This is a genomic window from Chthoniobacter flavus Ellin428 (assembly GCF_000173075.1).
In the GTDB taxonomy this organism is placed as follows: Bacteria; Verrucomicrobiota; Verrucomicrobiia; order Chthoniobacterales; family Chthoniobacteraceae; genus Chthoniobacter; species Chthoniobacter flavus.
This window is the reverse complement of the sequence record NZ_ABVL01000026.1, coordinates 27,057-51,425: the sequence shown is the minus strand read 5'-3', so window position 1 is coordinate 51,425 and position 24,369 is coordinate 27,057. Positions and strand designations below refer to the sequence as shown.

At 60.0% G+C, this 24,369-nt stretch carries 22 protein-coding genes and 1 pseudogene; 22 read left to right on the top strand and 1 reads right to left on the bottom strand.

Annotated elements, in window-relative coordinates:
• Positions 1-609: 609 nt before the first annotated feature.
• The 18 genes and pseudogenes from CFE428DRAFT_RS27055 to CFE428DRAFT_RS26965 all read left to right on the top strand — a co-directional run bounded on the left by CFE428DRAFT_RS27055 (position 610) and on the right by CFE428DRAFT_RS26965 (position 20,221).
• The gene (locus tag CFE428DRAFT_RS27055; RefSeq protein WP_006982879.1) at positions 610-981 is read left to right on the top strand and encodes a hypothetical protein; all 372 of its coding nucleotides are present in this window, start codon (positions 610-612) and stop codon (positions 979-981) included.
• A 275-nt stretch (positions 982-1,256) separates the two neighbouring features.
• Positions 1,257-3,333 (top strand): annotated as a pseudogene (locus CFE428DRAFT_RS41400) (type I restriction-modification system subunit M).
• The gene (locus CFE428DRAFT_RS39230; protein WP_049975768.1) at positions 3,330-4,364 is read left to right on the top strand and encodes a restriction endonuclease subunit S; all 1,035 of its coding nucleotides are present in this window, start codon (positions 3,330-3,332) and stop codon (positions 4,362-4,364) included. The pseudogene CFE428DRAFT_RS41400 and the gene CFE428DRAFT_RS39230 overlap by 4 nt, the downstream one beginning before the upstream one ends.
• Positions 4,256-7,243, top strand: coding sequence for a type I restriction endonuclease subunit R (locus tag CFE428DRAFT_RS27040; RefSeq protein ID WP_006982875.1), 2,988 nt, complete (start codon positions 4,256-4,258; stop codon positions 7,241-7,243). The genes CFE428DRAFT_RS39230 and CFE428DRAFT_RS27040 overlap by 109 nt, the downstream gene beginning before the upstream one ends.
• 741 nt (positions 7,244-7,984) lie before the next feature.
• Positions 7,985-8,179, top strand: a complete 195-nt coding sequence (locus tag CFE428DRAFT_RS27035; protein WP_006982874.1) for a hypothetical protein — start codon at positions 7,985-7,987, stop codon at positions 8,177-8,179.
• Between the two features lie 152 nt (positions 8,180-8,331).
• On the top strand, positions 8,332-8,724 hold the full coding sequence (locus tag CFE428DRAFT_RS27030) for a hypothetical protein (protein WP_006982872.1): 393 nt from the start codon (positions 8,332-8,334) through the stop codon (positions 8,722-8,724).
• A 6-nt stretch (positions 8,725-8,730) separates the two neighbouring features.
• Complete coding sequence (locus CFE428DRAFT_RS27025; RefSeq protein WP_006982871.1) at positions 8,731-9,054, top strand: type II toxin-antitoxin system PemK/MazF family toxin; 324 nt, start codon at positions 8,731-8,733, stop codon at positions 9,052-9,054.
• 400 nt (positions 9,055-9,454) lie between these two features.
• Positions 9,455-10,402, top strand: a complete 948-nt coding sequence (locus CFE428DRAFT_RS38325) for a hypothetical protein (RefSeq protein ID WP_042725900.1) — start codon at positions 9,455-9,457, stop codon at positions 10,400-10,402.
• Positions 10,350-10,823 carry a hypothetical protein gene (locus tag CFE428DRAFT_RS27015; protein ID WP_006982869.1) on the top strand — a complete coding sequence of 158 codons (474 nt, stop codon included), beginning with the start codon at positions 10,350-10,352 and terminating at the stop codon, positions 10,821-10,823. The genes CFE428DRAFT_RS38325 and CFE428DRAFT_RS27015 overlap by 53 nt, the downstream gene beginning before the upstream one ends.
• 274 nt (positions 10,824-11,097) lie before the next feature.
• Entirely contained in the window at positions 11,098-12,816 is a 1,719-nt protein-coding gene (locus tag CFE428DRAFT_RS27010; RefSeq protein ID WP_006982868.1) for a phage capsid family protein, read from the top strand.
• Between the two features lie 385 nt (positions 12,817-13,201).
• Positions 13,202-13,651, top strand: coding sequence for a hypothetical protein (locus CFE428DRAFT_RS27000; RefSeq protein ID WP_006982867.1), 450 nt, complete (start codon positions 13,202-13,204; stop codon positions 13,649-13,651).
• Entirely contained in the window at positions 13,651-14,904 is a 1,254-nt protein-coding gene (locus CFE428DRAFT_RS26995) for a hypothetical protein (RefSeq protein ID WP_006982866.1), read from the top strand. Before CFE428DRAFT_RS27000 ends, CFE428DRAFT_RS26995 begins: the two co-directional genes overlap by 1 nt.
• Positions 14,905-14,933: 29 nt before the next feature.
• On the top strand, positions 14,934-16,541 hold the full coding sequence (locus CFE428DRAFT_RS26990; RefSeq protein ID WP_006982865.1) for a hypothetical protein: 1,608 nt from the start codon (positions 14,934-14,936) through the stop codon (positions 16,539-16,541).
• Complete coding sequence (locus CFE428DRAFT_RS26985) at positions 16,522-16,734, top strand: hypothetical protein (RefSeq protein ID WP_131989868.1); 213 nt, start codon at positions 16,522-16,524, stop codon at positions 16,732-16,734. Before CFE428DRAFT_RS26990 ends, CFE428DRAFT_RS26985 begins: the two co-directional genes overlap by 20 nt.
• A 146-nt stretch (positions 16,735-16,880) precedes the next feature.
• Positions 16,881-17,243, top strand: a complete 363-nt coding sequence (locus CFE428DRAFT_RS38495; protein WP_006982863.1) for a hypothetical protein — start codon at positions 16,881-16,883, stop codon at positions 17,241-17,243.
• Positions 17,240-18,112 carry a capsular polysaccharide export protein, LipB/KpsS family gene (locus tag CFE428DRAFT_RS26975; RefSeq protein ID WP_042725898.1) on the top strand — a complete coding sequence of 291 codons (873 nt, stop codon included), beginning with the start codon at positions 17,240-17,242 and terminating at the stop codon, positions 18,110-18,112. Before CFE428DRAFT_RS38495 ends, CFE428DRAFT_RS26975 begins: the two co-directional genes overlap by 4 nt.
• On the top strand, positions 18,090-19,202 hold the full coding sequence (locus CFE428DRAFT_RS26970; protein ID WP_006982861.1) for a glycosyltransferase family 2 protein: 1,113 nt from the start codon (positions 18,090-18,092) through the stop codon (positions 19,200-19,202). The genes CFE428DRAFT_RS26975 and CFE428DRAFT_RS26970 overlap by 23 nt, the downstream gene beginning before the upstream one ends.
• 410 nt (positions 19,203-19,612) lie before the next feature.
• Positions 19,613-20,221 carry a hypothetical protein gene (locus CFE428DRAFT_RS26965; RefSeq protein ID WP_042725896.1) on the top strand — a complete coding sequence of 203 codons (609 nt, stop codon included), beginning with the start codon at positions 19,613-19,615 and terminating at the stop codon, positions 20,219-20,221.
• 358 nt (positions 20,222-20,579) lie between these two features.
• Here CFE428DRAFT_RS26965 and CFE428DRAFT_RS37820 read toward each other — a convergent pair whose 3' ends face one another.
• Positions 20,580-20,810, bottom strand: coding sequence for a hypothetical protein (locus CFE428DRAFT_RS37820; RefSeq protein ID WP_006982859.1), 231 nt, complete (start codon positions 20,808-20,810; stop codon positions 20,580-20,582).
• Positions 20,811-20,976: 166 nt separating this feature from the next.
• On the opposite strand from CFE428DRAFT_RS37820, the gene CFE428DRAFT_RS26950 reads away from it, so the two are divergent.
• The 4 genes from CFE428DRAFT_RS26950 (at position 20,977) to CFE428DRAFT_RS26935 (ending at position 23,925) form a co-directional block, all read left to right on the top strand.
• On the top strand, positions 20,977-21,477 hold the full coding sequence (locus CFE428DRAFT_RS26950) for a DUF5412 family protein (RefSeq protein ID WP_006982858.1): 501 nt from the start codon (positions 20,977-20,979) through the stop codon (positions 21,475-21,477).
• Positions 21,478-21,729: 252 nt separating this feature from the next.
• Positions 21,730-22,203, top strand: coding sequence for a hypothetical protein (locus CFE428DRAFT_RS26945; protein WP_157447647.1), 474 nt, complete (start codon positions 21,730-21,732; stop codon positions 22,201-22,203).
• 213 nt (positions 22,204-22,416) lie between these two features.
• Positions 22,417-23,358: a hypothetical protein gene (locus CFE428DRAFT_RS26940; protein ID WP_042725892.1), complete on the top strand. Its 942-nt coding sequence runs from the start codon at positions 22,417-22,419 to the stop codon at positions 23,356-23,358.
• 150 nt (positions 23,359-23,508) lie between these two features.
• Positions 23,509-23,925 carry an Imm1 family immunity protein gene (locus tag CFE428DRAFT_RS26935; RefSeq protein ID WP_006982855.1) on the top strand — a complete coding sequence of 139 codons (417 nt, stop codon included), beginning with the start codon at positions 23,509-23,511 and terminating at the stop codon, positions 23,923-23,925.
• The last annotated feature ends 444 nt before the right edge of the window (positions 23,926-24,369 follow it).

Here is a 24,369-nt window from a genome sequence, read left to right as displayed (position 1 = left end):
CTTCTGAGTATGGGGTGGATTCCCAAAAGTGGATAGGGGATTTCCCTTGGCGCCCTTGCCGGAATGCGCCTCCGAATCAGGATCGCAGGGACCGAGGAGGCCGAAGGGAACCGAGCAGCGAGATAGCCTGCTCCGCTGCGGCGGGGCCGCCCGAAGGGATGGCACGGCGTTCGAAGCACTGGTCCATCCACTACGAGGCCAATCGCCACTGGCAAACGGGAGATTTCTCCGCGGCCACGTTAAAAAAGCTTACCTCACTGGGAGCGGCGACTTCCCAGTCGCCGACCCAATCCAACGCGCGCAGCGCCTCACTGACAATTCTTAATCTTAATCTGCCCGAACGGGTGGGGATTAAGATTAAGATTACGATTAGGATTAAGAAAAATTGCTCTCGTGCCCAAACTCCATTTGGCACGCCCTTGCGGGCACAATTCCATTGTGTGTGGAGGGGCGTCGGCGGGTTGGCTTCGGAGGATCCCGCCCGCAGACACCCCCTCCATGCGAAACCGAGTTTCGCTCCCAGGTGCGTGCCCAAATAGAGTTTGGGCACGAGGGCAAAGTGAACAAATATGGAGCCCTTGACGCGCGAGCAGAGTAAACCGAACACCCATGAACCCTGACGAGATTCTCGCCTTCTATGAAGAATTTCGTGGCAAACCGGGTTGGAATTCGCTCGAAACCATGAGGGCTTTCCTCCCGCCACTTTTCGCCGCGCGCACCTTCGACGGTTTCCACTTTTTCACCTCGCATGCGTTGCTGCGCATCAGCCACTTCGCCGACCACGCCGACCGAAAGTTTGCCCCGCAGTTTTCCATCGTCGCGCATGGCATCGGCCTCCTCCGTTTCGAGCTGACGATCCACCAGCCCGATCCGCCGATTTTCCGCTCTTTCACCGAGCGAGTGATCTGTCCGCTCGACCGTGGCCTGGAGCAGTTCGACGCCCTCTTCGCCAAATTCCGGGTTGCCCCAAAGCCCGGATGACGCCACGTCAGCGAGTGGCGATCATGGCGGAACGGTAAGCGCGTCCATCGCCTGAATCCGCTTTTTTTTGACGTCGATGCTCTGTGAGCCTCGGTAGTCGCAGTCCGAGGGAAAGAAGTCTGACTGTTTCTTCGATTTGGCTTCGAGACCGTCGTAGACCGCCGCTCCAGGGCGCAGGAGAGAGGGGCGGCGACGGCTGGAGGAAAACTCGCGCAGTAGCGGCATTTGCCGCTTCCTCGGTTGTGTGGGACTTCCCTACACTCCCGGCCTGCGCGATGACCAAAGCTCAACTCAAACAACTCGAAGCCGACCTGTGGAGTGCGGCGGATAAACTCCGGGCCAATTCCGATCTCAAGTCCAGCGAGTATTCCATCCCGGTCCTGGGGCTGATTTTCCTGAAGTTTGCCGACAACAATTACCGCCGGCACGAAGGGGAAATCCTGGCCGAATTCCAGAAACTCAAGGGGACCCGGCGGGAAAAGCCGATCTCCGAGATCGCGCTGGAGAAGTGCGGGTTTTATCTGCCCGATCACGCGCGCTACGATTACCTGCTCACCCTCCCGCAGGAAAAGGATATCGCCAAGGCGCTGAAGGAAGCGATGAAGGCGATCGAGGAATACAAGCCGGAGCTCGAAGGGGTGCTGCCAAAGGACGAATACTTCCGCCTGACCCGCGACCCGAAGACGAAGGACATCCCGAATCAGCTCCTGAAAAGTTTTGCCGATATTCCGGCGGATTTCTCCGGCGATCTCTTCGGGCAGATTTACGAATACTTCCTGGCCGAGTTTGCCCGCAGTGAAGGGTCGAAGGGCGGCGAGTTTTTCACCCCGCGCTCGGTGGTGCGGCTCATGGTGGAGATCATCGAGCCGCATGGCGGCAAGGTCTTCGATCCGGCGTGCGGTTCCGGCGGGATGTTTGTCCAGTCGGCGCAATTCATCGAGGAGCATCGGCGCGACGTGCGCAGTGGCCGCGGCGATGTCTTCGTTTACGGACAGGAAAAGACGCAGGAGACGGTGAATCTGGCCAAGATGAACCTGGCGGTGAATGGGCTGCGCGGCGATGTCCGCAAGGCGAATACCTATTATGACGATCCCCACGAGAGCTTTGGGGCCTTCGATTACGTCCTGGCCAATCCGCCCTTCAACGTGGACGACGTGAGCGTGAGCAGCATCGAGCACGACCGGCGTTTCAATACCCACGGCGTGCCGCGGAATAAATCGAAGCTGAAGAAAGAGGACCAAGGCAAGGAGACGGTGCCGAATGGGGAACTATCTCTGGATCAATCTCTTTGCCACCTCGCTGAAGCCGACCGGGCGGGCGGCGCTGGTCATGGCGAATTCCGCGTCGGATGCGCGGCATTCCGAGGCCGACATCCGGCGCAAGCTCATCGAGGAGAATTTGATCTACGGCATGCTCACGCTGCCCTCGAACATGTTCTACACCGTGACCCTGCCGGCGACGCTGTGGTTCTTCGACCGGGCCAAGACGGACGATCGCATTCTCTTCATCGATGCGCGCAATGTCTTTACCCAAATCGACCGCGCGCATCGGGAGTTTTCCACGGCGCAGGTCAATAACCTGGCCATCATCAGTCGGCTGCACAAGGGGCGGCGGGAAGAGTTTGTGGAGCTGGTGGATCGCTACTTTGCCTTCGGCATGGAGCGGCTGCTGGAAAACCGGAAACGGGTCCAGCCGGTCTCCGGGCAATTGCTGGAGGTGCTGGAGGATGCCGCGGGGAAAAAGGCGGTGGGCGAGCTGGTCAAACAATGGGCCGGCCTGGGCAAGCTGGAAGCCCGCTACGACCAATACCGGAAAGGCGCCGGGGATTCGGCGCCGATAGAGAAGCGCAACAAAGCCCAGCACCAATTACGCGAGGCCTTCGATCCTTTCTTCACCGGGCTGCACGAGGGCTTGAAACAACTGGACCGCATCGTGCGCCAGCACGAAAAGGAGCAGGCCGAGGCGGCGCAGAAAGAAGGCAAACGCGGCTCGACCGACCGCCAGACGCGCGCGCTCAAGACGGCGCTCGAGGAATTGCACCGCGAGGTGAAACACGCGGAGAAATTCTACCAGGACATCCACTGGCTGCAGGAACGTTTTCCGCGGGCGGAGTACGAAGATGTGACCGGCCTGTGCAAACTGGCCACGCCGGAGGAAGTCGCCGAGCAGGATTACTCGCTCAACCCAGGACGCTATGTGGGCGTAGTGATCGAGGAGGATGGGAAGACGGAGGAGGAGTTTGTCGAGGAGTTGCTCAATGTGAGCGCAGAAACCGAACAGCTAATAAACAGTGCTCGGCAGCTTGAAAAAACCATTCGCACGAATCTGAAACTACTTGGTGGAGCGCTATGATTGGCTGGCATGAGACAACAATTGGGGAACTCGCAAGGGTAGAGCATGGATTTGCTTTCAAAGGGGAGTATTTCTCCGACGCAGGCGAACTTATCGTATTGACGCCAGGAAACTTTCATGAGGCCGGCGGATTCAGAGCACGGCCAGGCAACGACCGCTTTTATCTCGGCAAGTTCCCCGAACGCTATCTACTCAAACGAAATGATTTGATCGTCGCAATGACTGAACAAGGAGAGGGTCTTCTTGGCAGTGCCGCGCTTATCCCCGAATCGGAAAGGTATCTGCATAACCAGCGGCTTGGACTTGTTCATCCCAAGAAAAATTTAGCCGACAAAACTTTTCTCTATTATCTGTTCAATACAAGCTACGTCCGGCAGCAGATCAGAAACACGTCAGCCGGCGCAAAGATTCGTCATACCTCACCTGAGCGCATTTATCGCACGAGCGTACGAGTTCCAGCCCCAAAGACCCAAGCGAAAATCGCGGCAGTTCTCTCTGCATATGACGAGCTAATCGAAAACAACCGGCGGCGGATCGCGTTGCTGGAAAAGCTAGCCGAGGAAATCTACCGCGAATGGTTCATCCGCCTCCGCTTCCCCGGCCACGAAAAGGTGAAGATCGTCAAGGGTGTTCCGGAGGGGTGGGACCAAGTGAAACTCGAAAAGGCGTTTCAGTTCACGGGTGGCGGCACTCCTTCAAAAGAAATCGGCCGCTATTGGATCGGTGGAGACTTGAACTGGTTTACGCCATCGGACATCACCGGCGCGGCTGGCATATTCCTCGATCGATCCGGCGACCAGTGTACAGAGGAAGGGTTCAACAACAGCTCTGCCCGAATGTTCCCTGCCTATTCGGTGATGTTGACGAGTCGGGCGACGATTGGCGCCATTGGCATCAATACCACACCGGCCGCCGGGCTGCCATGTCGCTGGTCGCGGCCAACCAGGAAGTGTACGGCTTGTTGCGCGATGGGATTCCGGTGGACTTTGATGACGCCGACGGACGCCGCCAGCAGGAACGGGTGCGGGTGATTTCCTTCGATCTCGCCCGGGCGGATGAGAATCGCTATCTCGCCGTGACCCAGCTCTGGGTGAAAGGCGAGCGCGGTTTTCGCCGGCCGGATGTGTTGCTCTATGTGAATGGGTTGCCGCTGGTTTTCATCGAGCTGAAGAACTCGAACGTGCGGCTGAAAAACGCCTTCGACGACAACCTGACCAACTACAAACGGGAGATTCCGCAGCTTTTTCTGACCAATGCCTTCTGCGTGCTGAGCAATGCCATCGAGACGCGTATGGGGAGCATCACGGCCGGCTGGGAGCATTTCTTTGTCTGGCTGCGGGCGGAGGATGAAAAGGAAAAGGTGGACCGCGTGGCGATCGCGCGCGAGGGCACGAGTCTCGAGGCGGTGATCACCGGGCTCTTTCCGCGCGCGCGGCTGCTCGATTACGTGGAGAATTTCATCCTCTACTACAAGGAGCGGGACAAAATCATCGCGCAGAATCACCAGTTCATCGGCGTGAACCGGGCCTATGAACAATTCCTGCGGCGCGACGCCTTGGGCGGCCGGTTGGGTGTCTTCTGGCACACGCAGGGTTCCGGGAAAAGCTTCTCGATGATCTTTTACGCCCGGAAGATTTTCCGGAAGCAGAAGGGCAATTTCACCTTTGTGGTGGTGACGGATCGCGAGGATCTCGATGGGCAGATTTACCGGAACTTTCTCCATACCGGCACGGTGACGAGTGCGGAGGCGGCGCAGCCGAAAAACAGCGAGGAGCTCCGGCGTTTCCTCGGGCAGAACAAGCGGCTGGTCTTCACGCTCATCCAGAAATTCCGCTGGGACAGAGGGCAGGACTATCCGCTGCTCTCAGACCGCAGGGACATCATCGTCATCGTGGATGAAGCGCATCGCACGCAGTACAAGGACCTGGCGGAAAACATGCGCGCGGGCTTGAAAAATGCGCAATATCTGGCCTTTACCGGGACGCCGCTGCTCAAGGGTGGCGGCGCGGGGAAGACGAAGGAATGGTTTGGCGAGTACGTCTCGGAATACAATTTCCAGCAGTCGATGGATGACGGGGCGACGGTGCCGCTCTTTTACAAAAAGCGGGTGCCGCAGGTGCAGATTCAAAACGATGATCTGACCACGGACCTGGCGGAAATCTTCGAGGAGGAAAATCTCGACGCCGCGCAGCAGGAAAAGTTGGAGAACCGCTTTGCCAAAGAGATCGAAGTAATCAAGCGCGACGACCGGCTGGAGACGATCGCGGCGGATATCGTGAAGCATTTTCCGCGACGCGGCTATCTCGGCAAGGGGCTGGTGGTGTCGCTCGATAAATTCACCGCGGTGAAGATGTACGACAAGGTGCAGCGGCTCTGGAAGCAGCGCATCCAGGAACTGAACGGCGAGATCCGCGACGCATCGACGCATCCCGAAAGGGAACGATTGAAAAAGCGGCGCGACTATATGAGAGGGGTGGAAATGGCGGTGGTCATTAGCGGCGAGGCCGAGGAGGAGGAGCGCTTTGCCCGGGAGCACCTCGACATCAAACCGCATCGCGAACGCATGGACCGGCTCGATGCGCATGGGCACGACATCGAGTACAATTTCAAGGATCCCGCGGACCCGCTGCAACTGGTCTTCGTCTGCGCCATGTGGCTGACCGGCTTCGATGCGCCCACGCTCTCGACGCTGTATCTCGACAAGCCGATGAAGGATCACACCCTCATGCAGACGATCGCGCGGGCGAACCGGGTGACTTCATGGAAGATCGACGGCAAGGAGAAGAAGAACGGCGAGATCGTCGATTACTACAACGTCTTCCGGAACATGAAGCGGGCGCTGCGGGATTACGCCCAAGGCCAGGAGGGACACGAGGAGATGCCGGTCCGCGAAAAGGGCGCGCTGTTCGAACTCCTCGAAGACGCCATCGCCCAGGGCCGGGCTTTCTGCGCGAGCGTGGGGATCGATATGGATGCCCTGCGGCAGAACAAAGAGGTCTTCAAAAAGGTCGCGCTCTTCGATGACTACGCCAACACGCTGCTGGCCAGCGATGACCGGCGCAAGGGCTTTGCCGTTTACGAAAACACCATCACCAGCCTCTACGAAGCCTGCAAGCCGGAGATCCTCGGCCAGCCGGTGGTGCGCTCGGTGGCGGTGTTCCAATATCTGCGCGGGGTGGTCGAGGGCATTGTGGAGCAGGCGGATATCGGCGCCGTGGCGGTGCGCATCGCGGAGCTGCTCGATGAAAGCGTGGTGGTCGATGAGACGAGCGTCGCTCGGGAGGATGACCCGGAAAAGTTTCGCATTACGCAGACGGGCAAGACTTGGGACTTGAGTAAGATCGACTTCGAGAAGCTGAAGGAGGATTTTCAGACCAAGCCGCACAAGAACATCGAGATCGCGGACCTGCGGGCATTCATCGAGAAGAAGCTCGAGGAGATGCTGAAGCAAAACGTGTCGCGCGGGGATTTCGTCACGCGGTTGCAGGGTATCATCGATCGCTATAACTCGGGCAGTTCGTCTGCGGATAATCATTACGAGGAACTGGTGAAGTTCGCGCAAGATTTGCGCGAGGAGACGGAGCGGCATCTGCGCGCGGGCCTCACCGAGGAGGAGCTGGAACTCTTCGACCTGATCAAGAAAGACAAGATGACCAAGGACGAGGAGCAGAAGGTGCGTTTGGCGGCCCAGTCACTCCTGCGCCGGCTGCGCGAGGGGATACCACCGGTGCTGGTGCAGGATTGGTTCAAGGATGGCCAATCGAGGAAAAGAGTGCGTTCCGCGGTGGAGGAGGTACTCGATGAGCAGTTGCCGAAATCGTACGACCGCGCCGTCTTCACGGAGAAATGCAACCAGGTTTTCGAAACGATGCTAAACTACGCCGCGCAAGGCGTGAAGTGGGCCGCATAAATGCCGAGCAGGAGGGAAGCGAGCGGAGGCGCTGTTGGAAGCGCGGCGCTTGAGACCCACGCGCGAGCAGCGCCGCTCTGCAAATCCTTAATCGTTAATCTTCACCCGACGATAGGGGATTAAGGATTAAGATTACGATTAAGATTAAGAAATGCTGCTTTCCGTCGGGGGCGGCAGATAGGCGGTGTAATCTTTTTTTTCTCGTGACGAAAAGTGAGGCTTTCGTAACGCAACCCTCATGGTCGCAACTCCGTTGCGCGGCGAGGGGCGGGGCCGCACGATCTCCGCGCTCGATCATCGTTCCGGTGGATTCGATCACGCTCCACCAAACAAACCAGCCGCTCTCCTTGCAACGGAGTTGCTCCGCGGGCGCGCATAACGAAAGCCTCACTTTCGTGACGAGAGGAAAAGGGAAAATACGCGCTGTGACGGGCGGCTATTTGCGCTGGCACTGACGACATGACGAAGAGGGCCGGCGGGATTATTTTGCTCGATGTCAGCTCAGGCCCGCGAGGGGAAGAAAGGGGGATTTTCGGGCTACGCGTTGATACGGATTAGTCTGTATATCAGTATGAACACGGAAAAAAGCCCATGGTCGGCGCTTGCCATCGCCCGGGAATCTTGGTTCCATCGGGGTTCCAAAGGCGTCCGGAACCTGTTTCCCCCACGAATTAGTCTGGCCTAGTTGCTGCCTCAATCACGTTGACAGAAGCCAGACGCCTGCTTTACTGCCGCCTCTTTATGGAACTGAAACCGCTCTTCCCGTCCGTGATGGAGTATTTGACGGAAGATCAACTGGCCGCGCTGCCCACGGGTTCGGCGGGACAGATCGAGAACGCGCGTCGTTCGAAGACGGTCTATTCGCAGGACATCGCGGAAAAAGCGCGCGTTTTGGGCCACGCGATTTGCGGGACCAAGCCGGACGCGGACCGGTAGGATTTCAGCCCGGTATGCCTGACCTCCCGACGGACGCGGGTGGCGGAGAGCTGCTGCTGTGTCTCTGGTTAACTAGAATCCAGAATGGTGGTGCGCCTGTGGTTCCGATCATCGACCTTGCTTGGCGGAGTGCGCCGTTGTAGGGTCGTTCCGTGCCGACCACCGCGTCTAAAAAGTCCCATCCCAAAATTGCGAAAAGGGTGAAATACCGGCCTTCTGGCAAGGCCGGGAAGGTGCTGAATTTGCACGTCAAGAGCGCGGATAGTGGGGGCGCCATCCGCGTAAGGAGCGCGGCTAGCGGGGACATGAGCGTCGTCAGAGAGAAGACTGGCGGAGGCACGATGGCTGCCAAAGAGCTGGATGAAGGGGAGGTGACCGTCCGAAGAGATATGCGTACCGGTGTCGTCAGACAGTTGGTTATTCCAGTGAGCGACAAAACAAAGGTGGTTTGTTACGAGCCTCTCACCAAGGCCGAATTGGACGCGGCGTATCCGCCGGAGCGCATCGCGGAGCTCGACCAAATCGCGGATCATCTGGCGCTGTAAAACGACGTGAAGCCGTGGGAGGTTTACGAGTACAGTTTTCCCGACCCGATCGGTAAACATCCCGTGGTGGTTATTTCAAATAGTCGTTTGTGCGAGAAGGGCAACTCGGTGAATGTCTTGATGTGCGTGACGCTGCGCGGCGACCGGCAGGCGACCGCCGTGGAAGTGGTGCTCAATGGTGCGGACGGGTTGGATCACAAAAGCTTGGTGGCTTGTGACGTGATTTACTTGGTGAAAAAATCGGCCTTGAACGGGAAACCTTTTGGCTCCGTGTCTACCGTGCGACGGAGCGCCATTCGCAAGACGATCATGACGTGTCTTGGGTCCTGAGCTTGTCCTCTCGATAGAGCCAACCCTGTAGCGGCGCTCTATGCCTGCCCTGAGCGGAGCCGAGAGGAGCGTCGGGGCTGGGGCCGGGGCTAAGCATTACCCACATCTTTGCCCGGTGTTTGGACGTCGGACGGGATGGCGCCACTGGGAGCGGCGACTTCCTAGTCGCTGACCGAAAAACCGCTGCGCGTAGCGCCTCTCTTTGAGGGCGTCGCTCCGCGACGCAGGGTTTTTTCTAGGAAGTCGCCCCTCCCAGTGAGCCGCAGCCGAATTCCCGCTGTCCCTAAACCGAGCAAAGATGTGGGTAATGGTTAGGGGGCCGGGGAGGGAAGTTAGGTAGGATGGACGTCGCAAAAAATAATTCTTGACCCTCGCGGGGTGGGGATCAACGAGCGCTGGCATGTCCGAAAACGCATTGCTCGATTCGCCGGCGCAAGCCGTGGGCGAGCCTTTGACTGGAACCGCGGATTCCGCGGTTGAAACTCACGCTGACGTTCACGCTCACGCGCATACTCATACTCACGCTCCCGCTTCTGCGGTCGCGGCTTCGCCTGCCGAGAGCGGCACGACGGCTACCGAAGGGGAAGTGATGGAGGCGATCTTTGAGGCCCGGACCACCGGGAATAACAAGGAGGCCGATCGCTTGACGGCTTTGCTGGAGGCGGCTCGCCAGGCTCCGGCGTCGGCGTCGGCGTCGGCGGATTCTGCTGCTGCGGCATCGCTGGATGCGGATGGCGCTGCTGCTGCTGCTGCAGCGGCTGTTGATCCGGAATCGATTTCCACTCCGGGCTCGGAACCGCCGGCGGGTGGGCGGGCGCCGGAGGAGGAGCGGGAGCCGAACCGGCTGCGCATTACGCATCTCACGGATGCGGATAAGTCGGATCAGATTGCGATTCATGCGCTGACCAAGAAAGGGGTGCCGCTGGCGGAAGCGGTGCAGCGGATTCTCGGGCCGTTGCCGAATGCGCTGGGTGGTCAGGGTTTGTCCAACTCGCAGGGCGGGCCCAACAACGCGCAGGGCTTGCCGAATGGGCAGTCGGCGCAGGGTGGGCGGATGGCGCTGGAGATTCCCGGGATGAATTTCGTGCAGGGCGCGGCGTCGGCACAGTCGACGCCGTCGGGGGCGCAGGGGACGTCGATCGCCGCGCTGGAGGCGGAGGTGGCGGAGCTCGAGCGGCAACTCGATGCGACGACCCGGGGCGGGGGCAGTCTTTATGGTTCGGAGGCGGCGCGGGTGACGAAAGAGCTCAGCCGCATGAACGCCCGGCTGGAGGCGGCGCGTTTCGCGGCCCCCGGTGTCGGAGCGGGAACACGCCCGCGAACAGGCTCGCGAGCTGGGGGCTTTTGAAGCGCAGCGCGATGCCAATGACGCCGCGGCGCGCAAGCAGTTCCCGGCGCTCAATCACGAAAACAGTCCGCTCTTTCAACTCTGGTACGAACTCTCCGTGGCGGCGCACAGCCCGACGCATCCGGATCATGCCAAGGCGCAGAGTGTGGATGGGCCGATGCATTTCGCGGCGAAAGCGGCGCGGATGCTTGGCGCCCAAGGCGCAGCGGGGCGGGGCGGGGGACCGGCGATGCCGGCGGTTCCGGCGGCGCAACCGCCGCCGGCCATCCGGCCCGCGGCGGCGAACAAGGGCAGCGCTCCGCCGCCGCCGGCCAGGACCGCGGCGGATATTGCACGCGAGGCGGAGGCGGCGTTCGAGGCGGCGACGACGGGGAATTTCCGGGCTTACCGGCGGCCGATCGGGAGCATCATCACGCGGTAATGGATTTTCGATCGAGCCATAGTCGATCCTGGGCTGCCCCAACGGAGGGATGCGCTCCCGCGCGTTCCCCATCTTTTTCCCTCGGCGTGGCCGAAGAGTGGGAGCACGCAGGAGCGTGTCCCTCCGGGGAAAGCTCGCCCCGCGCGCGCTTCTTCGACGCATTCACTTTTTTCTCAAACAAACTTTTGGCGGCCAGGCGCGAGCCGGCGTGGAGAGGCAGTAAACCGTAAACCCTAACATCAATCAATCACGCACTAACTCTGTTTTCATTCCTATGAAACATCTCATCACTCGCGCCGGTATTACTCTCGGCGCTGCACTCCTTGTCTCGCCGGCCGGCTGGCTGGCGACTCTCACCGTCGCCTTGCTGGCGGCGTTCATCAATCCCTGCGCCTACGGCTACGTCGGCATGGCGAATATCGCCGCGGTGGCGGGTTCGACCAAAACGCAGATCATCGGCTCGGCGGCCCACGACGAAGAAGTCGCCTGGGAGATGAAGGTTGGCGTGATCGCCGCCGCTTCCAGTCCTTTCGCCGATAACATGACCGGCGCGCCGGGTTCCGGCAAACCGATCATCGTCAAGAACGACTTCAGCAAGCTGCGCGGCACGACGATCAATATCACCACGGTCGATCAGCTCGGCGGCCCGGTGGTGGGCGGCAATGCGGCCCGCACCGGCAACGAGGAAGCGGTCAGCCCTGGCGACTTTCAACTGGTCGTCGATCTCGGCTTCTTCCCGGTGGCGATCGATAACACCGGCAAGTCGCAGACCGTGATCGGCGCGGAATGGGATGACATCAGCCAGGAACTGCTGGCGGTGCGCATCGCCAAGCAGCAGAGCGATGACGCCATGCAGGATCTGAAGTGCGAGGCGACGAGCGATAACCTCATCCTGCCCAACGGCAAGACGATCGACACGCTCGGCACGGCGGATGTCTTCAGCACGTCGGTCATCGAGAAATCCGGCGGCCGGCTGCACGATCTCGGGGCGATCCCCTTCGACGCGCGCACGACCACGATGAAGGACCAGATGCATGGCCGGATCAATCGGTACCTGCAATTCACCAGCCAGCAGAATGCCCGCCCGCTGAAAGGCGATAGCGTGTGGCAGGAGGCGGCCAAGTTTGCCAAGGAACGCGGGGATAAGAACCCGCTCTTCACCGGCGAGTATTACGAGTACGACAATAACGTGCTTTACCCGTGGCATGTCATCCAGCATGGCGCCATCGGGAGCATCGGCGCGGCGCTGCAGCCGGATGCGTTGCTCGGCACGGCGATCGCCGCCAAGGGGACCAGCATCACGCTGCCGACCGCGGCGACGATCGATGGCGGCGGTTCGACGGCGAAGGCGACCGCGACGCCGTTGCGGAACTTCTTCGAGTTCTTCTCGCTCTATGCTTACTCGCCGATCAACCGGGTGTCGCGGACTTACAATGCGCGGCCCACGGGTTACACCTCGCCGCTCGGGAATAGCCTCGGTAACAAGGGCTTTTTCGTGATCATCGACTCGGTGACCGGCCTGGCGAGCTTCTTCAGTTACACCGGTAACAACGGCAACACGCTGACCGGCGTGGTGCGCCTCGGCTCGACGACCACGGGGGATTACAATCAGAACGTCGGCGATGTGAGCTGGAACACGGGCGCGTGGCTGACTACTGCGGACGGCGCCGGGTTCCTCGGCGTGTCCGAAGGCGCGATCGCCGCCGGCTCGAAGATCTACGAGACGAACAGCAAGGGCGTGCCGCTCGGCTATGGCTTCGGCATGGGCGAGATGGCGCTGGTTTGCGGTTACGGCCGCATCGCGCTGCCGGGTAACTCGTTTGCCAAAGGCATCCATCGCACGGAATGGGTCATGCCGCACAACCAGGCGTTCTCGAAAGGCATCGAGACCTGCTACGGCACCGCGGCCTTCAAACGGCCCGACGGCAAGACACCGAACTACACGCTGAATGTCTTCGCCCGGAAGATCGACGGTTTCCCGGTGATCGCCTGAGCCTGACTGATTAGTCGCCACACCTCACCCCGAGTCCGCCGCGAGGCGGCTCGGGGTGCAGGGGGGCGGGCGTCCAAACTCGGCTTTCGACTCCGCTCATGCTTCCCCGCTCCGCTCAAGATGACAGGTCATTTTTGGGGGCGCTTCGCGCTCTCTCACTGGGAGCGGCGACTTTCCAGTCGCTGACCCAATTCAACGCGCGCAGCGCCATCTTTTGGGCGTCGCTTCGCGACGCAGGGCGACTGGAAAGTCGCCCCTCCCAGGGGGACATTCCGTTGATTCCAAACGCCAACTTCGACGATTGAGGACCGCTGCTAAGGCGAGCCTGCCTATCTCCCGCTTAACCCATCAAACCCGAGAGACTAATCCCCAAAGCTAATGATTTATGAACAACTCTGCCAAAGTCATCCTCCTCAACCGCATGCTCGGTTACGACGGGCTGAACACCGCGCTGAAGGGCTATAGCGGCAAAGCTTATGGCCCGCTGTCGCGCTATTCGCCGGAACACAAGTGCCACGTCGTCGAGCTCAGTCTCGCTGAATATGAATCGGCTCGCGAAGATCTCTTCAAGAAGATGCGCCAGGGGATGAGCGGGTTCTTCATCTGGGAACCGAAGCTTGTGCTCGGGGAGGCGGTGGCGGCGGGGATGGCGGCGACGACTGCGCCGAGCGCGACGGCGACGCCGACGCCGACTGCTTCGACTGCCCCGACTGCAGCCCACCCCGATCTCCCGCGCGCCGCCTTGCTGAAGGCGGCGAAGGCGGCCGGGGTGAAGGTCACGCGCGGCAGTACTCGCGAGGAGCTGCTCAAGGCGATCACCGGAGGGCACTGCTGATGTCCGTCACCGTTCAACAAGCCGCGAGGACGCTCCTGAGTTATATCGGCGTCACGCAATTCACGCCCCAGCCCGCGGGCTCGCAACTCGAGTCCTGCCAGCCGGGCGACCTCGACAACGTCGCGCTGGCTCTCACCCAGGCCTTGCACGAGGTGCATGAAGTTTCGCCGATTGCCAACCGCGAGGTCAGCACCGGCGCGATGCTTTACGGCCCAGCGGCGGTGACGCTCGATGTCACCCAGGGGAGCACGACGATTGCCAATCTCACCGGTTACGCCGCGCGGATGAATGGCGGCACGATCCGCATCGGCGGCGATGACCAGGACAACGAACTGGCCAGCCAGACACAACTCGCCCGGCCGTACAATGGGCCGACGGCGACGGGCGTTGCGGCGACGATTTACGGCGACAGCGTGACGCTGCCGTCGAATTACTCCCGGGCGATTGGGCCGCTGTGGCTGCCGAATCAATTTCCCATGCCGATCGCGGATTCGCTCGAGGAGTTCCTCCGCCTGTCGGGCTGGCCGATGGTGGTCAGTCCCGATGGCCGTGGCGATCTTTCGCCGCTATTCTCGTTCATCCGCAAGAGCGTGGGGCGTCCGCGCGTGGCCCTGGCCTTGGGGGCGTACGATGGTACGCTGGATTATGTGCCGCGCCGGTTGCGCGTGGCGCCGTTGCCGGATCAGAATTACACCCTGGCTTTCCGCGCGGCGGCGAATCCGCCGCGTTTCACCCGCGCGGATATCGTGAGCCCGCTGACCACGCTGACGGTTTCCGGGTCGGGGGGCGATGCCGACCAGAGTTACACTTACCTGTGCGATATCAATGGGTATCGCGCTTTCCTCGGGGTCACGCGCCCCGGCTACGCGATCTTCTACGCGCCCTGGGCCAGCGCCTATGTGCTGGCGTCCAGCCTCACCGGACTGAGCGCCGCGCCGGCGTCGTACTGGCAGAGCGGGGCTGTGACCTCGCCGCTGGGCGGTTACAGCAACGAAGGTTCGGCCACGGGCACGGTCAGCGTGATGACCAGCGACAGCGGCGGCGGGGCGGGCGATCCCGGGACGGTTATCCCGATCGTCGACGCGGCCGTGGAGTTGATCCTCATCCCGATGGCCCTCTGGCGTTTCACCAGCACGCCGAGTTTCCGCAATTCCGAAGCCAAACCCGGGATCGAGAAGCAATACCGCATCGCCCTGGACAAGCTGAAGAACAGCCGGGCGCTGACCGCGCCGCGGCAGGTGACTTATTACTGATTACTAAGCACCAAGCACCAAGCACTCCCATGCCTCCTCCTCGCCTCGACCAGCGCGATCCTTCGCATCCCAAGTACGGCAAGCCGGGCGTAAGCTACCCTTACGGCGACCTGCGTTTCCCGCGCATCGTCGAAGCGTGGAACGCCCGCAAGACGGACAGCCGCCGGGAACGGGCGTTTCTCTCCGCGCACCCGGACAAGCTCTCTTATCCGAACGCGCTGCTCATCAGCCAGAGCACGGACAAGGGCAGCGATGACGACCAAAACTTCACCGCGGTGTACGAGACGCTGCCGGGGCCCATCTTCGTCGATATTCGCTCCTACCGCGAGACGGGTATCCCGATGTTAACCGCCCGGCGGCAGGTCGCCGCAAACGGCAGTTACACCGCCGGCGAGTTTCAGCCGGCGCCGGTCCATGTTTCTTCCATCGCGGATAATGGCGATGGTACGTGTACCGTTACCCTCTCCGCGGCGCATGATCTTCCGCCGAAATGCTGGGTGGTCTTCGCGGGCACGAATTCGGCGCCGGCGATCGATGGGAACCAGATGATCGTCAGCGTGCCTTCGGAAACGCAGATCGTCGTCTCCGCCAACCTGACCGGCGCGGGGACCGCGGCGGGCACGATGACCGCGATCAACCGCATCGTGCGCGAGCTGCAGCCGGTCCCGAGCAATGCCAGCATCCTGATCAAGCTCGATACCATGGTCGGGGTGCCGAGCGTGTCCGACGTGGCGATGAGAAACGTGCAGTCCGTGGTCAATAGCGGGAACGGGACCGCCACGGTCACGCTGGACGCCGCGCATGGCTTGTCGGTCGGCGATTGGGTGATGTTATCCGGCACCAAGTCCGCGCCGAAGGTCGATGGTCCGCGCAAAATTCTCTCCATTCCGCTCTCCACCAAGATCGTGGTGGAAGTGATCATGGACGCCATCGCCACGATCACCAGCGGGGGCGTGGGTGGCACGATGACGCCGATGGGCGCGCTGGCCACCTACAACGAAGATTTCCATTGCTGGAAGGACTACGACTTCCCCGACTTTCTCAAGGGCATCCAGTTTTACAACGACGGCGGTTCCACGGCCGGATTCAATGGTTATAACTATTCCACCAGTTGGGGTGGCGCGGTGGGATTGCCGATGCAGGATGGCTATCATGGCCCTTGCCGGGCGCGCCGGCTGCGTTGCTTCTTCGTCGGGCCGCCGCCGGACTCGTTTGAAAGCAACCTCGCGCCGACGTTCGTCATGCCATCGAGCGGCACGTTTGTCATCCAGGGTGGCTCTTCTTCGCGGATCTTCACCCCGGACCTGGTGAACTCGACGATCAGTAGCTCGGTTAACTTTCGCACGGGGCGCATTCCGCACTGCCTCACCGGCACCAGCGCGACGGGAGCATTATCGCCGTCGAAGCTCGATGGCTCCGGCGGCATCACCGCCCTGGGCGGCCTGATCGGCGGAGGCAGTATCCTGGGCTTTTCGGGAGCCATCGTGGATTTGCCGGCGAGCATCCCCACTCAATTCACGCAGGGCGATATCATCACCCTCATGGGCCAGCCTTCGAAATACGACGCGGGTGGGTTATGGGAGGTCGTCGTCTTCCTGATCAGCGTGCCCTACACCAGTGGCTCTGCGCCGTCTTGAGATGGATGACGACGACGCCATTTCCACTTACCAGCCGACCTGGCAGAGCGCGCCCCTGCCATTTCAGTCGGATGAACCGGTGGCGCCGCCCATGATCCACGGGGTCGCCGATGACGCGTGGCTGGATTCGCAGACCGACAGCGAATCGGGCGGAACCTCCGGCGACGACCCGACGTCGCTCGTCGGGGTCTAAGAGACTGTGAAAAAAGTGCCCGCGAATAACACGAATGACACAAATGGGCGTATTCTTCATTCGCGTCATCTGTGTGATGCGCGGGCCAAATAATCTCGCTGCCGCTTTCTCTCACAGTCTCCAAGTTCCAGTAACATCACCTTGATATGGACGAAGAGAACGATATCTCGACTTATCAGCCCACGTGGCAGGCTTCGCCATTGCCCTTTCAATCCGACGAGCCGGTGGCGCCGCAGATGATTCACGGGATCGCGGATGACGCGTGGCTCGATCCGGACACCGACGGGGAGGCCGGGGAAGATCCGCCCAGCGGACCGCAGCTCACGCGACTCGAGGGTCCGGGGCCGGAGACGACGCCACCACCAACGTCGACGACGACGAGCACGAGCACAACGACGAGTACGACCACGAGTACAACCACCACGACGAGCAGTACCACCACGAGCACGACGACGACGACGACGCATCCTCCGACCACTTATCCCCCGACCACCACCCCTTTTCCGTGATCACGATCGATTCCCTATGGCCGACATTTTTGAAGTCGCAGGAATACGCGCGACTGGCCGGGCACGGAATTTCGGTGGGCCCACCCGGCGAAGGATTTCACGTGGCTTGGGGAGAGAATGTGCGCGGCGTACGGCATTGCACGATGGAGACCGGCTTCTTTTGGGATGCCATCCATTTCGACGCGGTCGGTCTCTACGAAAGCGCGTCGCTCAACTTTCCGGCCGCCCGCCGGTGGATCGAGCGATTCGAAGCTCCGCGCAGTTGGCGCACGCTGGCGCTCAAGCCGAAGTTTGGCCAGCCGGCGGCGAAGCGGGAATGGCCGGGGGTGGTGATCGTGCTGCAACATCCGAATGACCGCTCCATTTTGCGCGCGGGATCGACCGCGGACTATCATCGGTTCGTCGCCGAGGCGTGCGCGCACTACGGGCCACGGGCCTTTCTGAAAAAGCATCCGGTCACCCTCGGCAATCGGGCGGAAATGGCCCTCGTCGACGGCCTGGCCGCACAACATGGTTGCGAGATCGGGCACGTCAATCCCTCGGTGATCGATCAGTGCGAGTTTGTTCTCACCTATAACTCGACCTTCGCCGTGGATGCCCTGATGCGCGGCAAACATGTCGTGCAATATGCGCCCGGCTATTTCTGGCAAACCGGCTGCGTGCAATACTCCGGGCGCCACGTGGCGCCGAGGATCGAGCCGGGCGAGGTGAGTGCCGACCAGTTCCTGGATTTCCTCGTCTGGAAATACTGCGTGCACAAGCTCATGCCGCTCGAGCGATTCGCGGAGCTGCTGCGCATCCTGGCCGCGAGCAAGGAGTTATTTCCCATCCCGACGGAGTTTTCTTATGGAGCCTATCTCAACGCGTAAACTAACCATTAGCATTCTGACCTTCGATGACTTCGACGGGTTGTATTTCACGATACAAGCCATCCGGCTATTTCACCCCGAGGTCGCCGAGGAGATCGAGTTTCTGGTCATGGATAACCATCCCTCCAGCGCCCACGGCGCCGCGGTCGCACGTTTCACCAAATGGATTGCCGGGCAACCGGTGCGTTACGTGCCGGTGACGGATGGCGTCGGTTCGGTGCTGAAATACCGGGCGTTTGACCTGGCGGCAACGCCGTACGTTCTGGGATTGGACAGCCACGTGCTGCTGGCTCCGGGTGCCCTGCGCAAGTTGATCGACTTCTTCGAGGCCGGCCGCGATGGCGGGAACCTGCTGCAAGGTCCGCTCCAATACGATGACCTTCGCCATCAATCCACGCACTTCGATCCGGTGTGGCGCTCCCAGATGCTCGGGATCTGGGCCTCGGCATGGCGCTGCGGGTGCGGCGGGATGTTTTCCACGCGCCGCGAGGAGACGCCACCACCGCATGGCACGCTCGCCTGTCACTCACTCAAAACGGGGGAACGCATCACCCGCTGCCAATGTGAACGGGTTTTGCCATCGATCGCCTGGTGCGGACACGAGAAACATCTGGAAGCGGCCGGGTTCGCGCCCGCGCTCACTTCCGAGGGGCCATTCGAGATTCCGGCGCAAGGCATGGGAGTGTTTGCCTGTCGCAGGGATGCGTGGGTGGGATTCAATCCGCGCTTCTCCGGCTTTGGCGGCGAGGAATGTTACATCCACGAGAAATTCCGGCAGGCCGGGAAGAGCACGCTCTGTCTGCCCTTCCTGCGCTGGGTGCATCGCTTCGAGCGGCCGGCCGGCGTGCCGTACCGGCTGCAGACGGAAGACCGCGTGCGTAACTATCTCATCGGCCATGCCGAGCTGCGGCTGGATCCCGCACCGGTGCTGGAGCATTTCGCCAACGCGCTGCCGCGGGAGCGACTGGACGTCTTGCAAAAAGAAGCGGCGCCATCGCCAGAGGAGGGGGCCGTCGCCGTGGCCAGCAGCACGCTTCCGTTTTGGATCGGCAGCGAGATAGCGGGGCCGGCTGCGGGGGTGGTGGGGTAGAAGGTTACGAGGGCATTTTGAACTGTAGCCACGGCTGAGTTAAACGCAGAGGAGGCGGAGGTGGGGAATAGTGGCGGTAACGTCGTGGGCGAACCGCAGCGCGGCCGAGCCGCAACCAAAGGATTTTTTTAAACGCAGAGGCCGCAGAGGCGCAGAGGGAAAACCAAGGATGACGACCTTTTTTGGGAACACTCCGCGCGTCTGTGCGCCGCGCTCACCGACTGAGCGGCGAAATAGCCTGCCCCGCTGCGTTCAATCTTGCAGAGGATGGCTCCCCGCTGACCGAGCGAATTTATAAATGCCATTCCGATTTTGCTCCACAACGATTGCTACTGTCCCTAGGTTGATGACTTCTTGCCATGTTAAAGGATTGGATTCTCCGTTCGTCGTCACAAAGGTCTATCTGCAAAGTGATTTCGGTTGCGGGTGGCATCGCCATTCTGGCCTTTGCCACCACCGGGAAGATCACCGCCGTCTCTCCGGTGCTTTGGATCGCATCGCCGCTCGTGTTGCTCTGGCTGTTGGACATCGGGTTGGCGTCCGGACAACGTCATTGCGCGGAACTGCTGAAGAAGAATCCGGCCAAAGAAGATGCTTCCGTGCTGTTATGGGAGGGTGGAGACGCCAGCCTTGGCCGGTTTTGCCGTGAACTGATCTCGCTCTCGATCTGGCCATTCTACCTCATCCTCTTCGCGCTGATCTACTTTGGCGGGAAGGAGATCACGAAGACCAACCAGGAAGCCGCGGCGCAAGCGGAGAAGAAAGCGGCGACGGCCACGGCCGCGATGTCACCGTACTCTCCGCAGAGCAGCATGCCTTTTGGTCAGGCGCGCCAGCCAAATAATGGGCCGATGCCATTCAACCGCACGAACCCGGCCCTGCCGCGCTTCACGCCCGCCCCATTCCCGACGCCCCCGCGTTTCACCATGCCCAGCCGTCCGCCGGCGACCCCGGTGAGATTCGCCACGCCTCCGCCCGCGCCGAACAATTCGCCCGCCCCGGCGGTGAAGAATCCGTGAGCGACGCCTGGCGTCCGCTCCGTTCCGGCGCGCCAACGGCGCAATCCATACCAGCCTGGGGCATCGCCCCAGGAAACATCCCAAAATATCAGGGCTGAGGCCCGAATCAGCACGCATGGCGCGGGCCTTCAGCCCTCTTGCTTGGTTGGGATCGCATTCCTGGGGCGATGCCCCAGGCTGGTATGGAATGCGCCGTTGGCGCGCTGAGCCATAACGCGGGTTCACCTTTCTTCTCTGTAGAGCAAAACCACTTTCGTAACACCCTCCTCCGGGACAACCTTCCGCTTCGCCGCTGCGACAGAATCCGCCGAAGGCGTTACATCATCCAGCCCCTGGATGGCGCGAGGATAAATGGAATTCAGTGAATCTGGGAAAGCCCCTTGAGGATGTGATGGCAACCCGCCACGTTCGTGAGCAGCAGGCTAACCAACACGGCGTAGAAAAGGTAAAATAGCAACCGTCTTTGAGAAGATAGGATCGCAACGCAGAGGACACCGTAAAGCAACCACCCGAATGTCAATATCGCCTCGCTATTGCCGGGTTTGGCCGCCCAAAAAAGCAGACCGGCTGGAAAAAACGGGAGCAACATAATGCCGGTTGGGGACGGGCACGTGATCAGCAGCGCCGTCACCCAAGCGATTGCCAGAAGGAGAGCCCGACGTGAGCCTGTGACCGCGCGCGCATCGGACGGCGCGTTCGATGGCCGCGGAAGGGCATTGAACATGCAAAGAGAATGGGTATGAAAGGAGGTCTCAATGCAAGAGCGATTCATGTATCCTGGCGCACTTGGTGTCCTGGCGATTGTCTCCGGATGGCTGTTTTCGGTGGCGACACCTGAGAACGGCCCTCGCAAAATCATCTTCCGAATGGCGAAGATATTCCTGGCGACGATTTGGGCGGTTGCCGTCGGGGGCGGCGTTTATTTTATGTCCTCGTTCTCCCTGGCCGGTGACAGGGAGGAGAAAGTCGTCATCGAGCAAGCCTCACCCAATGAGGCCTATGTGGCCAGCGTGGTCAATAGCTTCGGTGGGGCGGTCGTCAGCAATAGTACCTTTGTCTGTATCCGGCCAAAAGGAGAGAAGCTCAAGGAAACAAAGGAATCGATCGTCTTCCGGGTGGAGAACGTAACCAAGGTCGGGATTCAGTGGAACGATAACGAACAATTGACGGTGGATTATGATCCCCGGACAGTAATGTACAGGACAGATGCTTGGCGTGCCGTAAAAGTGTCCTATGCAGAGCATCGCTTGTATTAAACCGAGTCGCAGGGAAATATCCGGGGGCAGCTCTTATAAACGCATTGCGGCAACAATCTAAGGATCTTTATGGACGCGTCATCGCAACTAAAGGAGTGGTCAAAATCTCTCCATAGGAGGTGTTGGCCTTTCCGTATAACAAAAAACAGTTCCGATTCCTGGATCTTTCCAACCCCCTGGATTAATGGCCCACAGGTTGCAGAGTCCAAGTGGGAGTATTGTTGCTTTCGATTGCAATCGCTTCAAGAACCGGTGTTCGTCCGCATTTGTACTACCTTGATCGATGAGTATGGCGCTGCTAACGACGCGCATGCAAAGTACGGAAAGATTTATGGCGAGGATTCCGGCTTTTTCTTTACGACATTTCACTCGGAACTGCCCGCACCTCAAATTCCGGCTCTTTATGGATTTGAAGTGTTTTCACCGATTATTGATCCAGAAGGCCCCCACGACAAAACCGACCCTGCATGGGATTCGTTGGGACAGTGGCTAGGACACAAGATAGGCGGTGCACCGTTTACGCGATTGGTTGGTCCTGTTAAAGCCGAGATTCATGAACTCTTGCAAAATGGATATGAATTGCTGCTGCAGTTATCGGAGCCGAGCTTTAGTATTGTCAATAAGCAGGAGTGTGATGACTACGTTGGCGAGTGGTTGTTCGAAAAGGATCGATTTTGTGTGCTCATTGATCCGAGGACAATGGACATTCGATATGTGTGGGGGTAATGGCGGCCAGATATTCGGAGGTGACGCTTGACGCTTGACGCTTGACACTCGACTCGGAGCGATATCCCTTCCTTCAACTGTTAAGATTCGGCCCGCTTCCCCCTTCCAATTGACGCCTCCATGAGATCAGGAAAAGTTTATGTTATCTTGGGTCTCGCATTCGCGGCTCTTGCCGGGATTGGTTGGTATTTTTGGCCTCATGGGTCTCGTCCGATGGCGATCCCGACGGTCGCCGCTGAACCTCGTTCCGCCGGTTCTTCCGGTATATTGTCCCCTCCAGCAACGGTTACGATACCCCAGGCAAAGCGTGTCGTGCAGGAGCAGCGCGAAGAGCGCGTCCGAAGCATTGTCGAAGGGCGGAATGTAGCGATCGATTACTACGGAAAGGTGGTTGATCAAGATGATCATCCGCTGGCCGGTGTTCGGGTGCGATACAGTATCCAAAGCATGTATTTCCTGCCGTGGTTACCCGGTGGAAAATCGGAGCTTCGCGAAATCGTTTCCGACGGGGAGGGGCTTTTTTCTATTCGGGGGGGGAAGGGATTTAGCCTGGGTTTCGATTCGCTGGCGAAAGACGGCTATAAGTATAGCCCCAAAGGAGGCAGGGGTGAGCTTTACTCGGGCGGGGGAGCCCAAGACTACAAACCGGACCCCAGGCATCGCGAAATATTCACGATGGTGAAATTGGGTTCGGGCGAACCGTTAATCCATTATGACGCGCATCTTTCACTTCCCTGTGATGGGCGCCCCGTTCGATTGAATGTGCTTACCGGAGCGCTGGCCGACGACGGCGATTTTCAACTGACGCTGATCCGAACCCCATATAATATCGTGAGAGGAGGTCCTCATTTTTCATGGTCGGCAAAAATCGAGATCATTGGCGGAGGGTTGGTTGAGTTGGAGGGAACTGGGACCTACCGCGCGCCGCTTGAAGGATACAACCGAAATTTTACAGTCGAACACCCCGCTGATGAGAAGGTTTGGGGTGGGGGGCTAAGAAAGGTATTCTACATTAAAACAAGGGATGAACGTTATGGGCGCATCAGGGTGGACTTGGATACGACCTATCAGCCGCCTCCCGCCAAAGCGTTTTTGGAAGTTTGTCTCAATCCTTCACCCTCTTTGCGAAATTTGGAATACGCTCCCAGGAAATGAGCACCGGTCAAGTGTCCCGCGGGCAACGTTTGACCCTCGACTCGGAGCGATATCCAGCTTGTAAGCGGTTAAGAGTTGACCCTTATTCCCCCTATTTCCCTTGCCGCTCGCGGACTTGGCGTATATGTGCAAAATTTTACGGCCTTCCAGATGAATAACCCGAACGCGAAAGAGAGTATGAAGTTTGTTTGGACGGATTCCATTTCGTCCCATGAAGAATCTATTGCCTCAAGTGAGGAGGCCTTGAGACTGATCGGAGATCTCGAGAAAGCGACTTCCGTCGGGCCGACCATGGTGGAGTTTTTTGACCCGGTATCCGGACTCGCATTTGCGATCGGTGTTGGCCGGCCGGAGACAGTGGCCACTTTTCAGGAATCCCTCCGGCCTCCCTATTTTATCAGTCTTGGAGACCCAGCGGCGAGAGGCGTGACATCGTTTTGCTATGGAAATGAAGAAACGGAGTACATGGCGCGGAACAGAATTCCATATGCGGTTGGAAAAGAAGCATTGCGAATATTCATGACGACCCGGAAGCGGCCAGATAACCTCGTGTGGGAACAGCTTTGAAACTATCCCGCTATGGGCGCGCACAAAAACGGGCCAAAGGTGGACCTCGCGAAAGCAACGGGCCGGCGCGTCCCGAAGGGACAGCAAGACAATAACCCCCGGGTCCAGCGAGCCCGCGAGCGAACACCCGGGGTCATGGTTAAAAAAAGAGCGCGGCTCCAGCCGTCCCGGCCGTCGGCCACGTCTCCTCTCGGCCGGCCAAAGGGATGCGGCTGGCGCCGGGACGGTTGGAAGCTCCGCTTGGGGTGAGATAACCCCGGGTGTTCGCTCGCGGACTCGCTCGACCCGGGGCTAATTTCCGTAGTCCCTCCGGGACAGTCCTCCCGCTCGGCTGCGATGTCATCGGCCGTGCTATCGGAAGAGGTGGGTAATGCCTGGCCGTTCGTGGGATGGACGGTGGATGTAGTCGCCCCGCTCCGTCGGGGTGCGGCGGTCCCGCCATGG